The 20,189-nt window shown below is 67.6% G+C and carries 17 protein-coding genes; 2 read left to right on the forward strand and 15 right to left on the reverse strand.

All coding sequences use genetic code 11. The annotated features are described in order from the left end of the window. Positions 1 to 36: 36 nt before the first annotated feature. Positions 37 to 1,671, forward strand: coding sequence for an acyl-CoA synthetase (locus tag AC3B5T_RS11030; RefSeq protein WP_488358662.1), 1,635 nt, complete (start codon positions 37 to 39; stop codon positions 1,669 to 1,671). Here the strand turns inward: AC3B5T_RS11030 and AC3B5T_RS11035 are convergent, their stop codons facing one another. Further along, complete coding sequence (locus tag AC3B5T_RS11035) at positions 1,672 to 2,316, reverse strand: LysE family translocator (RefSeq protein WP_488358663.1); 645 nt, start codon at positions 2,314 to 2,316, stop codon at positions 1,672 to 1,674. A 361-nt stretch (positions 2,317 to 2,677) separates the two neighbouring features. Between AC3B5T_RS11035 and AC3B5T_RS11040 the strand changes: the two genes are divergently transcribed. Then, the gene (locus AC3B5T_RS11040) at positions 2,678 to 3,916 is read left to right on the forward strand and encodes an MFS transporter (RefSeq protein ID WP_488358664.1); all 1,239 of its coding nucleotides are present in this window, start codon (positions 2,678 to 2,680) and stop codon (positions 3,914 to 3,916) included. Between the two features lie 24 nt (positions 3,917 to 3,940). On the opposite strand, the gene AC3B5T_RS11045 is transcribed toward AC3B5T_RS11040, so the two are convergent. From AC3B5T_RS11045 to AC3B5T_RS11110, 14 genes are all read right to left on the reverse strand, one after another. Continuing rightward, a complete protein-coding gene (locus AC3B5T_RS11045; RefSeq protein ID WP_488358665.1) occupies positions 3,941 to 5,236 on the reverse strand; it encodes an SLC13 family permease in 1,296 nt (431 codons plus the stop codon). Between the two features lie 70 nt (positions 5,237 to 5,306). Beyond that, positions 5,307 to 6,146, reverse strand: a complete 840-nt coding sequence (locus AC3B5T_RS11050) for a mycofactocin-coupled SDR family oxidoreductase (protein ID WP_488358666.1) — start codon at positions 6,144 to 6,146, stop codon at positions 5,307 to 5,309. Between the two features lie 37 nt (positions 6,147 to 6,183). Further along, entirely contained in the window at positions 6,184 to 7,155 is a 972-nt protein-coding gene (locus AC3B5T_RS11055; protein ID WP_488358667.1) for an LLM class flavin-dependent oxidoreductase, read from the reverse strand. A gap of 22 nt (positions 7,156 to 7,177) precedes the next feature. Then, complete coding sequence (locus AC3B5T_RS11060; protein WP_488358668.1) at positions 7,178 to 8,116, reverse strand: zinc-binding dehydrogenase; 939 nt, start codon at positions 8,114 to 8,116, stop codon at positions 7,178 to 7,180. A 1-nt stretch (position 8,117) separates the two neighbouring features. Next, complete coding sequence (locus AC3B5T_RS11065) at positions 8,118 to 9,818, reverse strand: flavin-containing monooxygenase (protein WP_488358669.1); 1,701 nt, start codon at positions 9,816 to 9,818, stop codon at positions 8,118 to 8,120. A gap of 105 nt (positions 9,819 to 9,923) precedes the next feature. Then, positions 9,924 to 10,835 (reverse strand): acyl-CoA dehydrogenase family protein, encoded by a 912-nt coding sequence (locus AC3B5T_RS11070; RefSeq protein WP_488358670.1) that lies wholly within the window; start codon positions 10,833 to 10,835, stop codon positions 9,924 to 9,926. A 19-nt stretch (positions 10,836 to 10,854) separates the two neighbouring features. Next, positions 10,855 to 11,994 carry an acyl-CoA dehydrogenase family protein gene (locus AC3B5T_RS11075; RefSeq protein ID WP_488358671.1) on the reverse strand — a complete coding sequence of 380 codons (1,140 nt, stop codon included), beginning with the start codon at positions 11,992 to 11,994 and terminating at the stop codon, positions 10,855 to 10,857. 57 nt (positions 11,995 to 12,051) lie between these two features. Continuing rightward, positions 12,052 to 12,972, reverse strand: a complete 921-nt coding sequence (locus tag AC3B5T_RS11080) for a cyclase family protein (RefSeq protein ID WP_488358672.1) — start codon at positions 12,970 to 12,972, stop codon at positions 12,052 to 12,054. Then, positions 12,969 to 13,817: an enoyl-CoA hydratase-related protein gene (locus tag AC3B5T_RS11085; protein WP_488358673.1), complete on the reverse strand. Its 849-nt coding sequence runs from the start codon at positions 13,815 to 13,817 to the stop codon at positions 12,969 to 12,971. Before AC3B5T_RS11085 ends, AC3B5T_RS11080 begins: the two co-directional genes overlap by 4 nt. Further along, on the reverse strand, positions 13,814 to 15,280 hold the full coding sequence (locus tag AC3B5T_RS11090; protein WP_488358674.1) for a carboxyltransferase: 1,467 nt from the start codon (positions 15,278 to 15,280) through the stop codon (positions 13,814 to 13,816). The genes AC3B5T_RS11085 and AC3B5T_RS11090 overlap by 4 nt, the downstream gene beginning before the upstream one ends. Next, complete coding sequence (locus tag AC3B5T_RS11095; protein ID WP_488358675.1) at positions 15,277 to 16,701, reverse strand: acetyl-CoA carboxylase biotin carboxylase subunit; 1,425 nt, start codon at positions 16,699 to 16,701, stop codon at positions 15,277 to 15,279. Before AC3B5T_RS11095 ends, AC3B5T_RS11090 begins: the two co-directional genes overlap by 4 nt. A 2-nt stretch (positions 16,702 to 16,703) precedes the next feature. Then, positions 16,704 to 17,240: an acetyl-CoA carboxylase biotin carboxyl carrier protein gene (locus tag AC3B5T_RS11100; protein WP_488358676.1), complete on the reverse strand. Its 537-nt coding sequence runs from the start codon at positions 17,238 to 17,240 to the stop codon at positions 16,704 to 16,706. Positions 17,241 to 17,271: 31 nt separating this feature from the next. Next, positions 17,272 to 18,189 (reverse strand): cyclase family protein, encoded by a 918-nt coding sequence (locus AC3B5T_RS11105; protein ID WP_488358677.1) that lies wholly within the window; start codon positions 18,187 to 18,189, stop codon positions 17,272 to 17,274. Beyond that, positions 18,189 to 20,180: a 3-hydroxyacyl-CoA dehydrogenase NAD-binding domain-containing protein gene (locus AC3B5T_RS11110; RefSeq protein WP_488358678.1), complete on the reverse strand. Its 1,992-nt coding sequence runs from the start codon at positions 20,178 to 20,180 to the stop codon at positions 18,189 to 18,191. The genes AC3B5T_RS11105 and AC3B5T_RS11110 overlap by 1 nt, the downstream gene beginning before the upstream one ends. Between the last annotated feature and the right edge of the window lie 9 nt (positions 20,181 to 20,189).

The following is a 20,189-nucleotide window of genomic DNA, read 5'->3' on the forward strand; positions in this document are numbered from 1 at the left end:
GATCCACCCACTCCGTATGACCAAGGAGCGCGCACGATGAAGTTCAACCTCGCCGATGTCTTCGAGACCGTGGCCGACTCGGTGCCCGAGCGGATCGCGCTCAGCTACCAGGGTCGCCAGATCAGCTACGCCGAACTCGACACCCTCTCCAACCAGGTGGCACATCTGTTCGCCGGCGCGGGGATCGGCGCGTTCGACAACGTCGCCCTGTTCCTGAAGAACAGCGTCGAGCACGTGACGAGCCTGCTGGGGCTGCTGAAGGTCCGTGCCGTTCCGGTCAACGTGAACTACCGCTACACCAACGCCGAACTGCAGTACATCTTCGACAACTCCGACTCCCGCGCGATCATCGTCGAACTGCCCGAGCATCAGCGCAGTGTGGCGGCACTTCTCGCCGAGACGCCCACCGTGCGTACGGTCTTCGTCATCGGTGACGTCGTCGAGGAACTGCGTGCGGCAGCTGCCGACCTGCCCGAAGGTCGCGTCGTCGAGATCGTGTCCTTCGCCGATGCGGAATCCACACCGGACGGCCGGGACTTCGAGCCGCGCAACGGCGAGGAGCTGTACCTGCTCTACACCGGCGGCACCACGGGGTACCCGAAGGGCGTCATGTGGCAGCACGACGACTTCTTCCGCAAGCCGCTCTCCGGCGGGAACCCGTACGGAGAGGCCCGCCGGGATCTGGAGGAGATCGGCACGGCGGTCAAGGATTTCCCGCCCATCGCGTTCCTGCTCGCGGCCCCGCTCATGCACGGCGCGGCGTCGTACTCGCTCTTCACGTTCTTCACCCTCGGCGGACGCCTGGTCATCCAGCGGGATTTCGATCCCGAGGCCATCGTCACCGAGATCGAGAAGGAGAAGGTGAACATCGTCCTCATCGTCGGGGACGCCATGGGCATGCCCCTCGTCGAGGAGCTCGAGAAGCGCAAGGACGCCGTCGACCTGTCGTCGATGTTCTCGATCACCTCCGGCGGTGCGATCTGGTCCCAGCACGTGCGTGACCGCATGCTCGCGGTGAAGCCGGATCTGGTGCTGCGCGACAACTTCGGGGCGTCGGAGTCGGGGAACGACGGCGAGATCATGATGGACGAGAACGGGAACCTGAAGGTCCCGCCGACCGACCGGATGATGGTGGTGGACGAGCGGCACAACAAGATCGAGCCCGGGTCGGGGGAGGTCGGCTACATCGCGCGCATCGGCAACGTCCCGCTCGGCTATTACAAGGACGAGGAGAAGACGGCGAAGACGTTCCCGACGCTGGCCGACGGAACCCGGATCTCGATCCTGGGCGACATGGGCACGGTGGAGGCCGACGGGTCGATCGTCTTTCTCGGACGTGGCTCCCAGTGCATCAACACCGGTGGTGAGAAGGTCTACGCCGAGGAGGTCGAGGCCGCGCTGCACGGGCACCCCGCGATCGCCGACGCGCTGGTGGTCCCGGTTCCCGACGAGAAGTACGGGCAGCGCGTCGCCGCGGTCATCGCCGTCGCCGAGGGGTCCGACGAGCCGTCGCTCGAGGAGATCCAGGACCACTGCCGGGAGAGCCTGGCCCGCTACAAGGTTCCGCGCACCGTCGTCTTCGTCGACGAGGTCAAGCGGACCCCGGCAGGCAAGGCCGACTATCGCTGGGCCAAGGCCGCGGCGGCGGCACACGAGACCGCCGCGGTCTGATCAGCTCTCGAGTGCGAGGCGCACTCCGAGCCCGATCAACGCGACTCCGCCGATCGCTTCGACGCGACGGCGGATTCGTGCGCTCTGGAGCCATCCCGCGATGCGGCCGGCCGCGCCCACCAGCCCGGTGAAGTACGCCGCGGTGAGGGCGATGTAGGTGGCCCCCAGCCCGAGGGTCGTCCATCCCGTCGAGTACCCGTCCGGCACGAAGCCGGGCAGGAGACTGATGAACAGGATGCCGATCTTCGGGTTGAGCATGTTGGTGAGCAATCCGGCGGTGAAGCCCGAGAACAGCAGCCCGTCCCTTCGGTCGGCCGGTGGCGCGGCGGCCTCCTGAGCGGCCGCGAGGTCGGGTGCGGCCCGCAGCAACGCGCGGACCGAGCTGATACCCATCCACACGAGGTAGCAGGCTCCGATGATCTTGAGGATCTCGTAGCCGGTCTGGCTGGCCTGCAGCAGCGCCGACAGGCCGAGCACGGCCGCGGTGACCCAGACCATCAGCCCGCACACGACCCCGGCGGCGGTGCGCATCGCCTCTCCGCGTCCTCCGCGTACCACTCCGCGCAGAACCACCAGCGTGTCCGGACCCGGCAGCAGCACGATCAGCGTCGCGGTGACGACGAAGGACACGAGCGCGGTGAGCATGTGGTCATGGTAGGAACCGGATCGAGGACCTGCCATCCGTGTGCGTCCCGGTCGCCCCGCGCGCGCATCGGCATCAGCCCGCTGTCGATAATTAGGTAAGCCTAAGTTACATTGGGTGGCGCGCCCGCGGGAAGAGGTGGTCGTCGACGTGGAGCGCCCGCGGGGCTGAGCAGCGGACACCACGGCCGCACCCGCTACCGCGGATACCAGCAGGCAAGCCAACCGTGGCGTCGACATGCGCTGTGGCAGAACGACATACGGAGGACACGAGTATGAACGCAACCCATCCGTACCCCCCTCACGTCGAGGATGCGGGCCCCGCCCACCACCGCCGGACCGCCTCCCCAGCGAAAGGCGACGCGTGACCACCGCCCCGTCAGCAGTGCACGGAACATCCCAGGCGGCGAGGCGGCGGCAGGTTCGTCTGGTGGTCGCGACGGTGTTCCTGACATACACCGCCATGATGGTCATGACCCCGTTGATCGCGCCACTGTCACGTGAGATCGGAATCGCGGAGTGGCAGGTCGGGCTCGTGGTGTCCACTGCGGCGGCATGTATCGCGGTGGCCGGTCCCATCTGGGGTCGGCTGTCTCAGCGGGTCGGCCCCAAACGCATCCTGACGGCCACGGTCGCCAGCGGGACGTGCGCGATGGTCGTGTTCGCCGCGGCCGCACAGGCAGGCGTCGAGGGCGCCCTGTCGGCCGGTGCCGTTTTCGTGGTGATGCTGCTGGTCCGGGGCGTGTGGTTCGGCCTGTCCGAGGCGGCGGTGATCCCCACCGCTCAGGCCTACATCGCCTCGGTCACGCCCACCGTCGACGAGCGCGTACGAGGCGTGGCCGCGATCGGCGCCGCCACCGGCACCTCCATGATCGTCGGCGCTGCGGCGGGCGGGCTGTTGGGAGGTGTGTCGACCCTGGTGCCGCTGTGGGCCGTGCCCGTGATGCTCGCCGCAACCCTGCTCGTGATCGTCATCGCGCTGCGTCCAGCCGAACCGGCCGAGGAGACGGTTGCTCCGCGCCGGGTGTCGTTCACCGATCAGCGGGTGTGGCCTTTCCTCTTGATTTCCTTCGGGCTGTTCACGGCGCTGGGGTTCATCCAGATCCTCGTCGGCTTCCTGGTCCAGGACCGCCTCGCGCTCGACACCGAGCAGGCCACCCTCATCACCGGGATCGCCCTGCTGATCGCCGGCGTCGGCCTCGTGATCAGTCAGGGGATCGCGGTACCGCGACTGCACTGGTCCCCGGTGCGATACATCCGTGTCGGTGCGCTCATCGCGCTCGGCGGCTTCTGTCTGCTGGTCCCGGACTGGGGAGCTCTCGGCCTGCTGGTCGCGATCTTCCTCATCGGCGTCGGCCTCGGCATGGCTGCGCCGGGGTACACCGCCGGGGCGTCGCTCGCTGTCACCGCCGACGAGCAGGGCAGTGTCGCCGGACTCGTCGCCGCCACGAACGCCCTCACCTTCATCGTGGCGCCGGCGGCGGCGACCGCTCTGTACGAGACTTCCCAACAAGCGCCGCTGGTAGCCGCGACGGTCACGACCCTGCTCATCGCCGTCTTCGCCTTCACCCACCCACGCCTGCGAGTCACGACCGGCGCGTAGAACGGGTGACTCCACGGGCCGTCGTCAGGTGAACCGCAGCACCGCCCAGAGGGCGACCACCGCGACGACGAGCGTCGCCGGGACGGTGAGTGCGCCGAGGCGGAGGTACTCGCGGGAGGTCGGGGCGCCCGTGCACCCACCGGAACCGTCGCGATGCATGATGTCGCGCCACAGCAGGTTGGCCAGCGACCCGAAGTAGGCGAGGTTGGGGCCGAGGTTGACCCCGAGGAGCATCGCGAGAACCAAGCCCGGGTCGTGCGCGACGAGCGGGATGAGGAGCAGGGTCGCCGGCAGGTTGTTGACCAGGTTGGCCAGGACCGCGGCCAGCGCGGCGACCGCCAGCAGCGCGAGGAGTGTGGACTCGCCGGGGATCAACCCGCCGATCCAGTCGCCGATCGGGCCGGTTCGGACCGGGAGGATGACGACACCGAGCACGGCGACGAACCCGAGGAAGGGGATGTTCAACGCGATCAGCGTGTCCCGCAGGGTGGGTAGCGGGGCGTCGAGCAGCCGCGGCACGGTGAACGCGACCGCGCCCACGCCGGCCACCGCGGCCAGGGGGACGCCCAGCGGTTCGGTCACGACGAAGGCGACCAGGAGCAGCCCGAGCATCGCGAGCATCAGGGTGGGGCGGGGTGGATCCTCGACCGCGGTGTTCTCGCCGGAGTCCGAACCGGAGGCGGGCGCCGTGCGCGCGAGCGAATCGGCGAAGTACAGGCGGAAGATCAGGTATTCGACGACGATCGCGGCGACCCAGGGTGCCAGCATCACGCCGGTGAAACCGAGGAAGCTCAGCCCGGTCGCGGAGAACGCCAGGAGGTTGGTCAGGTTGGACACCGGCATGAGGGTCGATGCGGTGTTGGCCAGGTGGGCGTTGGCGAACGCCACCGGTGTCACCCGCGCGCCGATCCGCCGTGCGGTGGCGACGGCCACCGGGGTCAGCAGGACGATCGTGGTGTCGAGGCTGAGGACCGCGGTGGTCGCCGCGGCCGCGAGGAAGACGATGCGCAGCAGTCGATGTGGCGAGGCCCTGCTCCATCGGGCCAGGAGCGATCCGATCCAGGTGAAGACGCCGGCGCGGGCACAGGCGTCGGCGACCACCAGCATCGCGGCCAGGAAGCCGATGGTCGGCGCCATCGTGGTGATCTCGTCGGCGGCGTCCTGGAGGTCGGCGAGACCGAGCGCGATGAGTAACGCGGCGACCGGTGCGGCCACCACCACGGCCGGAATACGCTGGGCGACAACGGTCGCGACGATCACGACGAGCAGGGCGGCGACACCGACCACGGTGCCGGCGACGCTGTCCGCGGTGAGGAGCACCGGGACAGGCTACGTCACCTGGCTGCGAGCGTGGGTGTCGTCGCGGACCCGGTCGGCGTCGGCGCGCCGGCTACTTGAGCAGGTAACCCGCATCCACCGGAAGCGTGATGCCTGTGATGTGTCGAGCGGCCGACGAGGCGAGGAACAGCACCGCTTCGGTGATGTCCGCCGGATCGACCCACGGGACCCCGAGCTGGGTGGCGGCGCGGAATCCCGAGCCCTCCGCCGTGGCGTCCTGGCGGGTGGGCTTGTCGATGTGAGGCAGAAAGAGCTTCAACACGGTGTCGTTGACCAGCATCGGCGTATCGGTGTTGGTCGGCAGCACCAGGTTCGAGCGGATGCCGTGCTCGGCGAACTCGATGGCGAAGGTCTCGGTCAGGCCGACGAGGCCGTGCTTGGCGGCGGTGTAGTGCGCGAGGCCGTTGACCGCTTTCACACTCGAGGTCGAGCCGATGACGACGATCGCGCCGTTGTCCCGGCTCTCGATGATGTGGGGAGCCGCCACCTTGACCGTGTACCAGACTCCGCTGAGATTTGTGTCGATGACGTCCCGCCACGCCTGGGGCTCCAACTGCAATGTCGGTGCGACGGAGACGACGCCCGCATTGGCGACGACGATGTCGAGGCCTCCCAGCCGCTGCACCCCGGTGGTGATGGCAGCGTCCAACTGCTCGTAATCACGGACATCGGCGACGAAGGGCTCGATCTTCCCGCCTTCCTGCTCGACGAGGCGCACGGTCTCGTCGAGGTCGTCGGGAGTCGACATCGGATAGGTCACGGTGTCGAGCTGCGCGCATGCGTCGATCGCGATGATGCGCGCTCCGCGGCGGGCGAACTCGACCGCGTGATTGCGCCCCTGGCCGCGCGCGGCACCGGTGATGAGGACGACGGCGTCGTCGAAAGAGGTCATTGCTGCTCCCTATCTGCCTCTGTGGTGGGATCCGGTCTCACCATGGCCAGGCCTTTGCGAAACGTTCCAGCTCGGTGACGATGTCGCCTGCTGGTTGGTAGGCGACCTCGGTGGCACCGGCCGCTTCGAGACTGCGTAGCTTGTTGGACCATCCCTCGGGACCGAGCGCGAGCTGGAGTTCGGTCAGCCGCCGCCCGTCGATGAACGGCCGGTCTCGGTCGTTGATCGACACCAGGTGCGACTTGTGGACGGCCAGATGCAACTGTCCTTCGGGCACATCGGCGTACGCGGCTTGCCAGGCCTCCGCGTCCCGGAAGTTCTCGTCCAAGCCGCCGAACTCGATCCCCCAGTGGGCGGTGACGGCGGCGAAATGACCGGCCGCGTCCAGGGCGCGCGGCGATCCCGGCTCCTCGTCGGGGTCGAGGACGGTGCCGAAGGCGAGACAGGGTTGCCGATCGAACTGTGCCGACACCGGTTCCATCCCACCAAAGACCCCGTCGCCGACCTCTCGGGCCGCTGCGATGCCCTTCGGACCCGAGACGGCGAGCAGGATCTCGACTTCGATGGGCAGGGTGGCGAATCCGTCATCGTGGAGCATGCGGACCGGCCGGTCCTCCCACGTGGTGACCTCACCCCGCAGCAGGGCCCGCAACGCGACGACATAGGCTGCGACATCCGACCACTTCATCGGTCGCTTCCCCATGGCCAGTCGCGCCGACATTCCGGTACCGACCGCCACGGACACGCGATCCTGTCCGACCAGGCCGACCAGCGTCGAGATCGCCGATGCGTTGGTCATCAGTCCGCGGTTGCTCGGGATGAGTCCCGAGGGGCCGATGATGATCTGTTCGGTCACGTCGGCCGCTCGCGCGAGCTGCATCCAGACATCCGGGTACAGCGGCGGTGAGTCGTAGAGATACGCGCGTTTGTAGCCGAGATGCTCGGCGACCCGGATGTGTTCCGGCGACGACATCGATGTCGCCAGCGCACAGGACATTTCGAGTGTCATGGTGATCCCTTCCGCCGCGCGGTCAGCTGTACTCGGCGATCAGGCGACCGACCACCTCGCCGCGATGGAGGCGATCGAGTCCGCTCGGGATGTCGTCGAACCCGATTCGGTCGACGGCCATCTCCAGATGGCCCTCGCCGAGGAGCCGGTAGACATCCTCGGTGTCCGCGTAGGACCCGCCCAGCGAGCCGATGAGGGTGACTTGCTTGCTGATCAGCGACGACGTGTTGATGGTCGCCTCGGTGACACCGAGACCCACCTGGACGACCGTGCCTCCGGGGTTGACGACCTCGATGGCTCCTGCAGTCGTGCTTCCGAATCCGGCCAGGTCGATGATCGTGTCCAGCTCGAACCGCGCCAGCTCGAGGACGTCGTCGACGACGTCGAGAACGCCGGACTGGCGGGCACGGTCCCAGACCGCGCGATTGGGCTCGGCGGCGTAGACCTCGGCGCCCAGGAGCACCGCGATCCGGGCAGCGGTCATGCCCAGACCGCCGAGTCCGACGATGCCCACCCGGGAGCCACCTTCGACCTTGCCCTTGCGCAGGGCGTGGCGGGTTGTCTGACCGGCGTCGGTTCCCGCGGCCGCCTGCGCGAAATCGACTCCGTCGGGAATTCGCACCAGCTGATCGACCTTGCCGATGACCCGCTCGCCGAATCCTCCATCGGCGACGATGCCGGGTGCGTCGAGACCCAGGCCGGCGATCCCCACGCGGTCGCCGACCGCGAAGTCGGTCACCCCGGGACCCACCGCGCTGATCACTCCGGCGACCTCGTGACCCAGGATGATCGGCATGTGGTCGAGCATTGACGCGATCGAGCCGTCGAGGAATCCGATGTCGCTGTGGCAGATTCCGGCGGCGCGGACCTCGACGAGGACCTGCCCTGACCGTGGTTGGGGCTCCGCCTTCTCGACGAGTTCCAGTGGCGCGCCCGGGCGGACCAGCTGCCAACCCTTCACGTCAGCTCACCGCTTCGGAGACGCGCAGGGCCACGAAATTGGGATATTTTTGCGCGGCCTCTGCATCGCACCGGTCCGCGTACTCCTTGAAGCCCGCGTAGTAGACGCTGTAAACCCGCGGCTTGCCCTCGATGTTCGCGCCCACCGCCCAAGAGTTCGCGTCCCGACCGTATGCGGTCAGACCCGCGAGAGCGACCTCCTGCACGTGGTCGTTCCAGGATTCCTGCGCCTCGAGCGTCGGGTGGAAAGCGTCGATTCCCTCGCGCCGGAAGTGGGCGATCGCATCGGCGATCCAGTCCCCGGCAGCCTGAGCGCCCGGCGGGAGGTTGGAGAAGGGGCTCTGCGGCCCGGCGACCATCAACAGGTTCGGGAATCCGTGAACCGCGAGTCCGATGAACGTCTTCGGTCCCTCCGTGTTCCATCGGTCGGCGAGGCTCTCGCCGCCGAGACCACGGATGTCCATCCGGGTGAAGGCGCCCGACACGGCGTCGAAGCCGGTCGCGAGCACGACGATGTCGAAGTCGAAGGTCTCCGCGCTGGTACGGATTCCGTTCTCTGTGTAGCTTTCGATGGGTGTCTCCCGGACGTCCACCAGACGGACGTTGTCGCGATTGAACATCTCGAGGTAACCATCTGAGGCCGGCGGCCGCTTGGCGCCATAGGGATGATCGGGGACGAGTTTCTCCGCGATCGCGGGGTCTTCGACGATCTGCCTCACCTTGCGGGCCGCGAAGTCGCAGAGGATGTCGTTGGCCTCCTTCGACACGAGGACGTCGTCGAACGTCTCGAACAACAGTGAGAAACCGCCGCGCTGCCAGCACTTCTCGAAAATCGCCTCGCGGTCCTCGACGCTCACATCGAACAGGCTGCGCCCGGTGGGTTCCCAGGGCCACGCGGCCGCGTGCTGGCGGACCTTCGACCACACGCCGTCGAAGTCGTCTTTCAGTGCGGCGCGGTCGGCGTCGGTCACCGCGCGGTGCCCGGTCGGGGGACACCAGTTCGGGGTGCGCTGGAACACGGTCAGTTCGGCGACCTCATCGACGATCGCCGGCGCGACCTGGACGCCGCTGGAGCCGGTGCCGATGACCGCGACCTTCTTGCCGGCGAAATCGACGCCCTCCTCGGGCCACCGGGAGGTGTGCACGACCTGGCCGGTGAACTGGTCGAAGCCCGGCGTGTTCGGGATCAACGGTGCCGACACGAGGCCGAGGCCGGTGACGAAATACGTTGCGGTGGCTTCTTCTCCGGTGCTGGTCGTGAAGTGCCAGCGGTTCGCCTCGGCGTCGTAGACGGCGGACTCGACCCGGGTGCCGAAGGAGAAGAGCGACCGTACCCCGTACTCGTCGGCGAACGTGTTGAGGTAGGTCAGGACCTCCGGCTGGAGCGGGTGGATGTCGGTGTAGTGCGCGCGGAGCGCAAAGTCCTTGTCGAACGAATACTGGTAGGTCTCGTGCAGCGAGTCGGTGCGGGCGCCTGGGTACCGGTTCCAGTTCCAAACGCCGCCGACGTGCTCGCCCGATTCGAATCCGTGCACCTCGTACCCCGCCGTCGTCAGTCGATGCGCTGCGTACAGGCCGGAGAAACCCGCACCGACCACGACGACGTCGTACTCGTTCGGGCTGTTCGTTGGGTTCATCGTGGTCGTTCCTTTTCCATCAAACGGTGGTTTGAATAAGGTATGTGACGCGAGCCATATCGTCAACCTCCGTGGCTCGCTGTCACATCGCCGGCGTGCGCCGGCAGGGCGGCGCCAGGAATGTGTTGATTCGGTTGTATCGCAACGATTTCGACCAGGAGGTTGTCGTCGTCAGGCGGTGAGGTCGGGCGCCTGCGCTGTCGTGAGGGAGGTTGCGGTGAGCTGGGCGGAGAGAATCCTGCGATAGGGGAAATGGAGTCCCGCTTCCCAGGTGAACCCTAGTCCGCCATGTGTCTGCACCGCGATTTCGGCGACGTCGATGCAACGGTCTGCCGCGAAGGCTGCGGTACGCAGGGCGTCCGCCGGGCGCTGTGACCCCCAGATGAGTGCCGTCTCCGCGCTTTCCACGGCTATGGCCGCGTCGGCGAGTTTGTGCTTGACGGCCTGGAACGAGCCGACCGGTCTGCCGAACTGCTCGCGTTGTTGGACGTAGGAGATGGATTCCGCGAGCAGGCGTTCGGCGCATCCGAGTGCTTCCGCAGTGAGTACCAGCGATATCTCGCGGGTAGCGTCGAGGCCGAAGTGTGTTGTCGCATCGGCGGTTCGGACACCGCGACCGACCAGGTCGAGACCGTCGGGTTCGCCGGTCGGGACGGCGACCAGGTCGCCGGCCTCGTCGCCATCGAGCGACGTCGCTATCAGGACCCCGGGCACCGTTCCACCCGGGATGAAGGACTCTCCACCCCGTGGCACCGCGAACGTGACCGGACCGGCGACCGTCCGCGCCAGCGGCGACAGGCGTTTGGCCAGGATGCTCGGGACCAGGGGCTGGGGGATGCACCCGAAACCCCACTCGCGCGCGATTTCGATCAGGTCTCGCACCGTGGCGCCGTCCTGGTCTTCGACGATGCCCACGCCGTCCCATCCGGCGTCGCTGATGGCCGACCAGGAGACCGGCGGTTCAGCGGCTTCGACGTAGACCGCCACGGGTGTCTGGGCGGTCGCTTTCCGGACCATGTCCCGGATGCCTTGCGCACCCAGTTCACCGATCTCCGAAGGTGCCGTCATCATCGTGTATGTCATCTCTGGTCCCTGACCTTGCTCATCGCGGAAGTCCGAGTACGCGCTCGGACAGAATGTTTCGTTGGATCTCACTCGAGCCGCCGTAGATCGTCACCGCGCGGGCCTCGAAATACTGATAGGTCCAGTGCTGATGCTGCCGAAGCGGGCCGTTGGTGACGCCGAGTCGGGTGACGTCCTGCCAGAGTTCGCTCCACATCAGCTTGAGCACGGCGCCTGCCCGGTTGAGCCGGTGCTCGTCACCTGCCTCCTCGAGGTCAGCGATCTTGGCCAGCTGCCACCGCACCAGTTCGGTGCGGATGTCGAGCTTCTGCAGCTGATCCGCGAAGCGCGGATCGTCGCCGAGAACCGATTGCAGCGCATCGACATCCGACCGGATCTCGACGTAGCGAGCAGCCGTCTCGATGCCGCCGCGCTCGTTGCCCAGCACGCGCATCGCGACCTGCCAGCCGTCACCGTCGGCACCGACCCGGTCAGCCTCGGAGACGAAGACGTCCTCGAAACGGGTCTCGGCGAAGTGGACTGCGCCGGACATCTGCTTGATGTCGCTGATCGACACGCCGGCCTGCTCCATATCGACCAGGAACATCGACAGGTTCCGGTAGCGGCCTGCGTCCGGCTTCGTCTGCGCCAGCACGAAGCACCGCCGGGCGTGCTGCGCGAAGGAGGTCCAGGTCTTCGTGCCGTTCAGCAGATACCCGCTGTCGACCGCCCGCGCCCGGGTTTGGATATTGGCCATGTCGGAACCGGCTTGTGGTTCGGAGAATCCCTGGCACCAGACGTCGGTGCCGTTCATTATCGACGGAATATAAGCGGCGCGTTGGGCTTCCGTACCGCTGTTGATCAGCATGGGGGTCACCAGGGACTTGCCCACCCGGGCCAATCCGTCGGGTGCGGCCGCGGTGCCCGCGAGGACGTGGAAGAGGATCTCTTCGGCGAGTCCGAGTCCCTGGCCGCCGTATTCCACGGGGATCGATAGGCCGGAATAGCCGCCTTTCCACAGGATGAAATCCCACTCGCGCCGGATCTCGTCCATCTCGTGGCTCGTGAGCGAGCCGCGGTCGTTCTTCCACCGCGCCGGTACCGCGTCGGCGAGCCATCGTTCCGCACGGACGGCGAAGGCTTCGATGTCCCGACCTACGTCGAGGGTGTCCGTTGTCATTGTATTCCACCAAACGTTTGATTTTGATAGTCGTGCTGAATCAGGGTCCGCCGGGGGTCAGAGCACCGCGAGTGCGTTGGCCGGTGAGCTCACCGCGCCCTCCACCGGCACCGGTGCCGCCGTGAACAGGAATTCCCACCGCCCCCGGGCGGCGCATGCAGCGGCGAGCTCGTCGAGGCGAAGGAGTTCCAGAAGTGACATCCCCAGCGAGGGGAGCAACCGGCGGTGCAGGGAGCCCGCCTCCCGGGAGCCCGGCGCGCATTCGACGGCCGGGTTGTCGGCGCCCACCATGGCAATTCCGCTGTCCCAGAGGAACCGCGCGGTCTGCTCACCGGCGTGCAGCCCGTTCCACGCGGTGGTGGGGAACGAGTCCGGGGCCTGGCGGTAGCACTCCAGCCAACCGGTTCGAACGAGTACGATGTCGCCGGGCTCGATGGTCACCCCCTGCTCGGCAGCGACATGGCGGAGTTCCTCGTGGGTGATGGCCGATCCCGAACCCGGCCCTTCGTCCGTCCCGCATCCTCGACGCGTCCGCTCCACATCGATCAGCACTCCTCGACCCACGATCCCCCGGGTGGCCCAGTGATGCATCCCGAGTCGGTCCCGGGCAACGCCGGTGTCGGTGTGGCCGCCGTAGAACCCGTGTTCACGAGCACGGACATGCGCCAATCCGTCGATCTGCGAGTACGCCTGCGGATTCCAACGATCGAACACGTCCTCGAGCTCGTTTCGACCTACTTCGACGATCTCGTGCCGCAGACCGTCGCGACCGAACATCGGGGTGGGGAAGGTGCTCATCGGCTCACTGAGTGCGTAGCTTTCACCGTCTACGACGGTGCGAACGGCGCGTTGCACCTGCTCGGGTCCGATCAGCGCGAGAGTGCCGAGATTCTCGGGCAGCAACCCCCACGAATGTCGGACCCCCAGGTCGCCGAGCGCGGGCAGGTCGTCGTATGCGGGAAGCGCCGGGCTGGTCATCGTGCGCGCCCCTGCCCGAACCGGGACTCGAAGTCGGAATTGAACTCTGCGATGGCGGCTTTGAGGCCGACCTCGCGAATTCGCCCCTGAACGTGCTGTACCTCGGGTGTGAGGTGGAGCAAGGCGTCGGTCTCGGCGCCCATCCGTGCGTAGGTGAGGATGCCCTCGAGTTCCATCGCCCGGTTGACCGCTTCCTTCTTCAGTCGCAGAAGGGGTCCTGGAGTGCGGGCGATCGAATGGGCGGTGCGACGGACGAACTCGTGGAGATCGGCCGCCGGAACGGCTTCGGCCGCCCAGCCCCACTCGGCTGCGGTGACCCCGGAGATCCGGCGGCCCGCGTCCATCGACATCATCTTGGCCCGCTGACCTCCGACGCGGTGTACCCACAGCGGCGACAGGTAGCCACCGCCGAGGGGGAGGGCGGGTGAGGTCATGATGTTCGCGTCGTCCGCGACGATCGTGATGTCGCACATGGAGGCGAGCTGCGCGCCACCGGCGACACAGTGTCCGTGCACCGCGGCGATGACCGGTTGCCGATGTCGCCAGATGCGGGTGAAGAGTTCGATGTTGCCGAGGAGGCGATCACGATCCTCGACCGGCGTCCGCGTCGCGGCGTAACCGACCTCCGCCGAGTCCGGCGCAACATCGTAGCCCGCGCAGAACGCACGCCCGGCACCGTTGATCACGACGACGCTGGCGTCGGTGTCCAGGGTCGCAGTGAGTTCGTCGCCGAGTCGGTGCAGCATGTCGTCGGACAATGCGTTCAAACGCTCGGGCCGATTGAGGGTCAGCCACGTGACCGGCCCGTCTCGTTCGACTGTGACAGTGGAATTCGGCTCCGTCATCGAGCACCCCGTCCCGCACTGACGCTGAACTCTGGCGTACTCACCGAAAACGAGGTACCGCCATCGGATTCGCCGAGCAGCTCGACGACCGACTCGACGATCCGGTCAGAGCTGCGCCGACGGTCGACGCGCAGCGGGCCGCGCGCCAGCATCGCGTCGACCTCTTCGTCGGACATCATGAACCGGATGAGCAGTTCCTCGTCCGAGATGCCGGTAGCGAACTTCGACCGGATCTCCTTGAGGCTCGGGTCCGGCCGCTCCCACTTCTGCAGTTGCGCCGCACGGGGATTCGACAGGATCTTGTCGAGCACGTCCGGGGCAACGGGCGCGGGAACGGGCCCGTAATGACCGAGAACGTAGTGGATCACCTCGTCGGAGACCATCGAGTAGGGCGAACCAGTGATGATGTTGAGAACCGCTTGGACCCCGACGAACTGCGAGAACGGGGTCGCCATGATCGGCGAGCCGAGCTCGACGCGCACCTGGGGGATCGCCTCGAGCACCTCGGGGAACCGATGTCCCATACCGTGCTTCGCGAGCTGGTTGATCAGCGTACCGGTCATGCCGCCGGGCAGCTGATGGTCGTACATCCGCGGGTCGTACTCGGCGGGGGTGCCGGTGGCCCGGCCCGCGTCGCGTGCGACCTGCTCGAAATGGGCGGCAACAGGCGCGAAGGTGGACGTGTCGAGGCCGTGCGTACGCCCCATGTGTTCCACGATCGTCGCCATCGACTCGGTGGACGGCAACGACGGGCCGTTGGCCATCGGCCGCGAGGCGGTGTGTAGACGGCTGAAACCGCTTTCCACGCCGACGATGTAGTTGTGCTGCGCGAGATTCGTCGTGTTGTGGCAATGCAATTCGAGCGGGATGGTCCCGGTGGCCTCGCGGATCGCCGGGAGGAGCGTCCGCGCCCGCTCCGGCTTCAGGACGCCCGCGGCGTCCTCGAGGTAGATCGACTCGACGCCTTCCCACGACGCCATCTCGCGCGCACGGTCGGCGAAGTAGGCGTCGTCATGCACGGCGGTGAGGCCGTACATGATCGCGGGGACCGGTTGTCCGCCGGCGTCGCGGACGACATCGACCATGTGTTTCATCAGTGGCATGTCGTACAGGCAGTCATACAGCCAGAAACTGGTGGCGCCGTGCTTGATCAGGGTCTGGATCCACAGATCCATGATCGCCTGCGGCGTGGGTGCGAAGCCGACGCAGCTCAGCGTGCGCAGGCCGGAACGCAATTCGTTGCCCGGCAGGCCGGCGACGAGGAAGTCCAGTGTCGCCCAGGGATCATCAGCGTACTCACGGAGTAAAACCGTGAACATCCCGGCACCGGTGAGGTCGATGGTCCGGTATCCGGCTTTCTGGAGATGGGGGAGCGCGCCGGCTGCTTCGTAGGCACGAAGGCGCATGCCCCACAGGCTCTGCTGGCCGTCACGAAGGGTCTGATCGACGAATTCGATTGTCATTTCTCTCCTTTGGACGCGCCCGACGATGTGGCCGGGGCCGGCGAAGGCGTGGCTGACGCCTCCCACCCGGACAGGAACGCATCTTCGAGCCACTTGGTGGTCACGGGGGCTGCGGCGAACTCGGGGTGGGCGAGGATGGCCTGGTGGATGTTTGCCGTGGTGCTGACACCGCCGATGCGGATCTTCGCGAGCACACGTCGCATCCGGTCGATGGCTTCCTCCCGGGTGTCGGCGTGCACGATCACCTTGGCCAGCAACGAGTCGTACCACGGCGCCACCACCGCACCCGCATGCATGAAGGTGTCGATCCGCACACCCTCGCCGCTCGGCACCGTCCACTCGGTGACCGACCCGGGGGTGGGGGCGAAGTCCCGCGCGGCGTCCTCGGCGTTGAGCCGGCATTCGATCGCATGGCCGGTCACGACGACCTCGTCCTGGGTGAACGACAACGGGAGTCCGCGGGCGATCCGCAACTGCTCGCGCACGATGTCGATGCCCGTGATCTCCTCCGAGATCGGGTGTTCGACCTGCACGCGCGCGTTCACCTCGAGGAAGATGAAACGGTTCTTCTCGGCGTCCACCAGGAACTCAACGGTGCCGGCACCGACGTAATCCAGTCCGCGACAGAGGTCGACCGCCGCCGAGCGGATGTCTTCGACCAGTGCGGCGGGCAGTCCCACCGCCGGTGCCTCTTCGATGATCTTCTGGTAGCGCCGCTGCGTCGAGCAGTCCCGCTCGCCCAGATGACACACGTTGCCGTGGGTGTCGGCGAGGATCTGGACCTCGACGTGCCGGGCCTTCTCGACGTACGGCTCGAGATAGAGCGTGCCGTCGCCGAAGGCGCGTTCGGCTTCGATGCTCGATCGGTTGAACGCCGACACCACCTCGTCGGCGGAGCGCAGGATGGTCATCCCTCGTCCACCGCCACCCGCGGAAGCCTTCATCAGCAACGGGAAGTCCAGCGAGCGGGCGACAGCGACGGCTTCCTCGGCGTCGGCGAGCCCGCTGGAGCCGGCACCCGTCGGAATGCCGACCTTCTCGGCAACCGCTCGTGCTCCGAGTTTGGAACCGGCGCGCCGCATGATCTCCGCCGGCGGTCCGACATAGACGATCCCGTTGTCCTCGCAGGCGTCGACGAGCTCGGGCCGTTCGGAGAGGAACCCGTATCCGGGATGCAGCGCATCGCAATTCGTGGACAGGGCTGCCTGCACGACCCGGGGGATGTCGAGGTAGCTCTCGGCCGCGGCGGCCGGACCGATCACGACGACGTGGTCGGCGAGTCGAGCCGCCAGCGTCTCGGTGTCGGCGGCCGAGCAGGCCAGGACGGTCTCCAGGCCCTCGTCGAAACACGCCCGGATGATCCGCGCAGCTATCTCGCCCCGGTTCGCGACCAGGACGCGTGTGAGGGGTTGTGGTTCCATGGTCAGGCCTTCGGTTCGATGCTCACCAAGGGCGTGCCGAACTCCACGGCCCCGGCGTTGTCGGCATGCACAGCGGTGACGACGCCGTCGACACCGGCCGCGACGTTGTTCATCAACTTCATGACCTCGACGATCCCGATGGTGTCGCCGGCCGAGACCTCCTGGCCGATCTCCACGAAGGGAGCCGCGCCGGGCGAGGGTGCACGCCAGAAGACGCCGACACTCGGCGATTCGACGACATGGGCATTCTCCGACGATGCGGTCGCCGAGCTGTCGACCGTCGGCGCAGCGGCCGCGGGGGCCGGCGCCGCGGCCGCCGCGGCCGGCGCGGGCGTGGCGATCGCGGCGGTGGCGACATCAGCCGGCGAAGCCTGCACAGACGGCAGCTGTCGGCCGGGGGCCGGCGAGTGGGTGGGCAACTGGTGCCCGTTTCGTGCGACGGCGATCTTCACGTCGCCGATCACGACCTCGGCGGTGTCGAAACCCGATTCCTGCAACGTCGACAGGATCAACTTGATGTCGGCGGATGAGATGTCCATCTCCTGACCTCTTTCACACGGTCGTTTTTGGCTAAGAACTGAATTGGGTGGTGCTGCGGCCGGCGGCAAGCCGCCCTGGTTCGACGAAGGCGAGCGGTCGGATCGGCGAACCGGTGCCGCCCTTGATCCGCAGCGGAGCGGCGACGAAGTGGAAGCCCGAGTGGACGCGGTCCGCCGCCAGCTCCTCCAGCTGGACCGACTCCATGATCGGGACCCCGCGCTCGACCAAGAGATGCACGTGGACATCGAGTGCGGGGACTGTCCATTCCGGCTTGTGCTCGAAGCTGGCGGTATCCGATCCCACGGCGAGGACCCCGCGGTCGGTCAGCCAGCGTGCACCCGACAGGCTGACGCCCGGGACTCCCACGCCGGTACCGAGGTAGCGCTCGGAGTCGTCCCAGTACTTCATCAGGCCGGTGCGGAAGAGCACGACCGAACCGGGGCCGGGCGTCTCGCGATCTCCGAACCAACGGTCCAGTTCGGCGGCCCCGAATCCGTCCCGGTGCGTCACCTCGCGACCGAACAACTCCTCGCCGTCCACGAGGAACCCCGGTCCGACCAGAGGCGGGATCTCCTCGACCGAGCCGGCCGACACGCCGTCGGTCCAACTCTGATGGTCGCTGACGTCGACGCCGCCGAAGACGAGACCGTCCTTGGAGATGTGCGCCGGTGCGTCGACGTGGGTGCCACCGTGACCGGGGATGCTGAGCAGCTCCATGGCCGACGAGATCCCGCCGGGGTAGTTGTGCTGCCCGTGCTTCTTGACCAGGGTGTACGAGTACGGCGGATGTGCGACGTGGTGGGTCATCCCGTGTTCGAGCCGGACCGCGAGGTCGTACACACGCTCGGTGACGGCCGGCCACGCGTGTCGGACGTCGAGCGCGCCGCCACTCCAGTTCCCGGCGGACTCGCCCGAGCTGATGCCGTCGGCATGGTTGTTGTCCGGCATCACTGAACCACCTCGGTAAGGATCTTCTGGATGTCGGCGGGCATGGTTCCTCGTGCGGCCGCGGCGAGCTCGGCGAAGCCGGCCGGGTCGGACGCGTACACCGCTGCGAGAGAACTCAATTGCACATCTGCCGGCAGGCGACTGAAGGCTTTCACCGGCCCGCCGAGATGGCGGGGGAACGCGAACCCTTCGGTCAGGGCGACATCGACGTCGGACGCACGTTGCGCGACTCCGGCGGCGACCACCGTCGCGGCGCCCGCGACCATCGCCGCCAGGATTCGAGAGGTGATCTCGTCGGCATCCACGGTTCGCGGCGTGATGCCCGCCTCCGTTCGGCACCGGTCGATGAGTTCGAGCACCGACGGGTCCTCGACGCCGCCGCCGTCCGGGTAGGCATACCACCCCGCCCCGGCCTTCTTCCCGAAGCGGCCCTGCTCGCACAGGCGGTCGGCGATCGTGACGTAACGGGCCTCGGGGTCCCGGTCGGCCGCCAGTCGGCGACGACGCGCCCAAGCGATGTCGAGGCCGGACATGTCGGCGACCGCGAACGGACCGATGGCCATGCCGAAGTCCTGCATCGCGCGGTCGACCTCGGCCGGGCCGGCGCCGTCCTCGACGAGGAACTCGGCCTGTGACCGGTAGTTCGCGTACACCCGGTTGCCGACGAAGCCGTCACCGACGCCGCTGAGCACGCCGACCTTGCCCAGACGGGCCGTGATGTCACCGAGGACCGACCGGGTCCGGTCGTCGGTCGCAGCGCCGGGGATCACCTCGACCAGTGTGTTCTTCTCCGGCGGGTTGAAGAAGTGCAGGCCGCCGAACCGCTGCGGCCGCGACAGCGACCGGGCCATCTCGTCGAGGTCGAGGTAGGAGGTGTTGGTGACCAGGACGGCGTCGTCGGCGACGACGGCCTCGAGTTTCGCGAGGAGCTCTCGTTTGACCGCCATGTCCTCGTAGACGGCTTCGATGACGAGGTCACGATCAGCGCACGCATCCACCGACTGCGAGACCGTCAGTGCTGGTACGTCCAGCCGATCGAGCGCCGTCTGGTCCGGATCAACCACGACGGTGTCGAAGCCGTTCGCGGCGAACATCCGGGCCAGACCCGCCCCCATCGTCCCCGCACCGATCACGCCCACTCTGCGTACCGAGCCGCCGACCCGGACCACGGGGCGCAGATCACGACTCGCCGCCTGCCGCGCGAAGAACAGATAGCGGAGGCTCTTCGATTCGGTCGACACCCGCAGTTCGTCGAACGCGGCGCGTTCGACGACCAGGGCTTCGGCCGCCGGCCGGGTCATCCCGTCGGTGACAAGGCGCGCAGCGACGGCCACATGCGGACGATGCCGGCGCGGCAATCGGTCCACCAGCGAGTCGACACCCGCGGCGACCGGCGCGATGTCGACGAGGCGCCGCTTGGTCACGCCGCTTGCCAGCATCGCCACGGCGCGGTCGACGAGTTCGTCCGCCTCGACGAGTTCGTCGAGCAGCCCCAGCCGGACCGCTTCCGGCGCCGCCACGCGGCGAGCACTCGTGACCAGATCGACCGCGGCGTCGGCGCCGAGCAACCGTGCCGATCGGACAGTGCCTCCCGCGCCGGGGACGAGCCCGAAGCCGACCTCGGGGAAACCGACCACAGCCGTGGGATCGCCGAGGCGCACGTCACACGCCAGGGCGACCTCAAGGCCTCCGCCCAGCGCCAGGCCACGGATGGCGGCGACGATCGGGACGTCGAGTCGGTCCAGCGCCTCGAGGACAGCCGGGAGGTGCGGCGTGCCGAGCGGGCCGTCGAACTCGCGTAGGTCCGACCCCGCGTAGAAGTGCCGGCCAGCGGTGGTCAGGACGATCCCGGTGAGGACGGGGCGTCGCGCCACGGTGTCGATCGCCTCGAGCAGTGCGGATCGCTGCGCGTTGTTACCGGCGTTGACCGGCGGATTGTCGATGGTCAGCACCGCGACATCGCCGCGGTGCTCGGTCGTGACAAGACTCATGTGAACTCC

This window comes from Gordonia sp. G4 (assembly GCF_057770005.1).

What these genes read in the sequence shown, in the direction of transcription:
- AC3B5T_RS11090 (WP_488358674.1), bottom strand. Translation starts at nt 15,280, where the DNA reads ATGACAATCGAATTCGTCGATCAGACCCTTCGTGACGGCCAGCAGAGC.
- AC3B5T_RS11100 (WP_488358676.1), bottom strand. Translation starts at nt 17,240, where the DNA reads ATGGACATCTCATCCGCCGACATCAAGTTGATCCTGTCGACGTTGCAG.
- AC3B5T_RS11070 (WP_488358670.1), bottom strand. Translation starts at nt 10,835, where the DNA reads ATGACATACACGATGATGACGGCACCTTCGGAGATCGGTGAACTGGGT.
- AC3B5T_RS11110 (WP_488358678.1), bottom strand. Translation starts at nt 20,180, where the DNA reads ATGAGTCTTGTCACGACCGAGCACCGCGGCGATGTCGCGGTGCTGACC.
- AC3B5T_RS11075 (WP_488358671.1), bottom strand. Translation starts at nt 11,994, where the DNA reads ATGACAACGGACACCCTCGACGTAGGTCGGGACATCGAAGCCTTCGCC.
- AC3B5T_RS11030 (WP_488358662.1), top strand. Translation starts at nt 37, where the DNA reads ATGAAGTTCAACCTCGCCGATGTCTTCGAGACCGTGGCCGACTCGGTG.
- AC3B5T_RS11050 (WP_488358666.1), bottom strand. Translation starts at nt 6,146, where the DNA reads ATGACCTCTTTCGACGACGCCGTCGTCCTCATCACCGGTGCCGCGCGC.
- AC3B5T_RS11080 (WP_488358672.1), bottom strand. Translation starts at nt 12,972, where the DNA reads ATGACCAGCCCGGCGCTTCCCGCATACGACGACCTGCCCGCGCTCGGC.
- AC3B5T_RS11085 (WP_488358673.1), bottom strand. Translation starts at nt 13,817, where the DNA reads ATGACGGAGCCGAATTCCACTGTCACAGTCGAACGAGACGGGCCGGTC.
- AC3B5T_RS11055 (WP_488358667.1), bottom strand. Translation starts at nt 7,155, where the DNA reads ATGACACTCGAAATGTCCTGTGCGCTGGCGACATCGATGTCGTCGCCG.
- AC3B5T_RS11105 (WP_488358677.1), bottom strand. Translation starts at nt 18,189, where the DNA reads ATGCCGGACAACAACCATGCCGACGGCATCAGCTCGGGCGAGTCCGCC.
- AC3B5T_RS11035 (WP_488358663.1), bottom strand. Translation starts at nt 2,316, where the DNA reads ATGCTCACCGCGCTCGTGTCCTTCGTCGTCACCGCGACGCTGATCGTG.
- AC3B5T_RS11095 (WP_488358675.1), bottom strand. Translation starts at nt 16,701, where the DNA reads ATGGAACCACAACCCCTCACACGCGTCCTGGTCGCGAACCGGGGCGAG.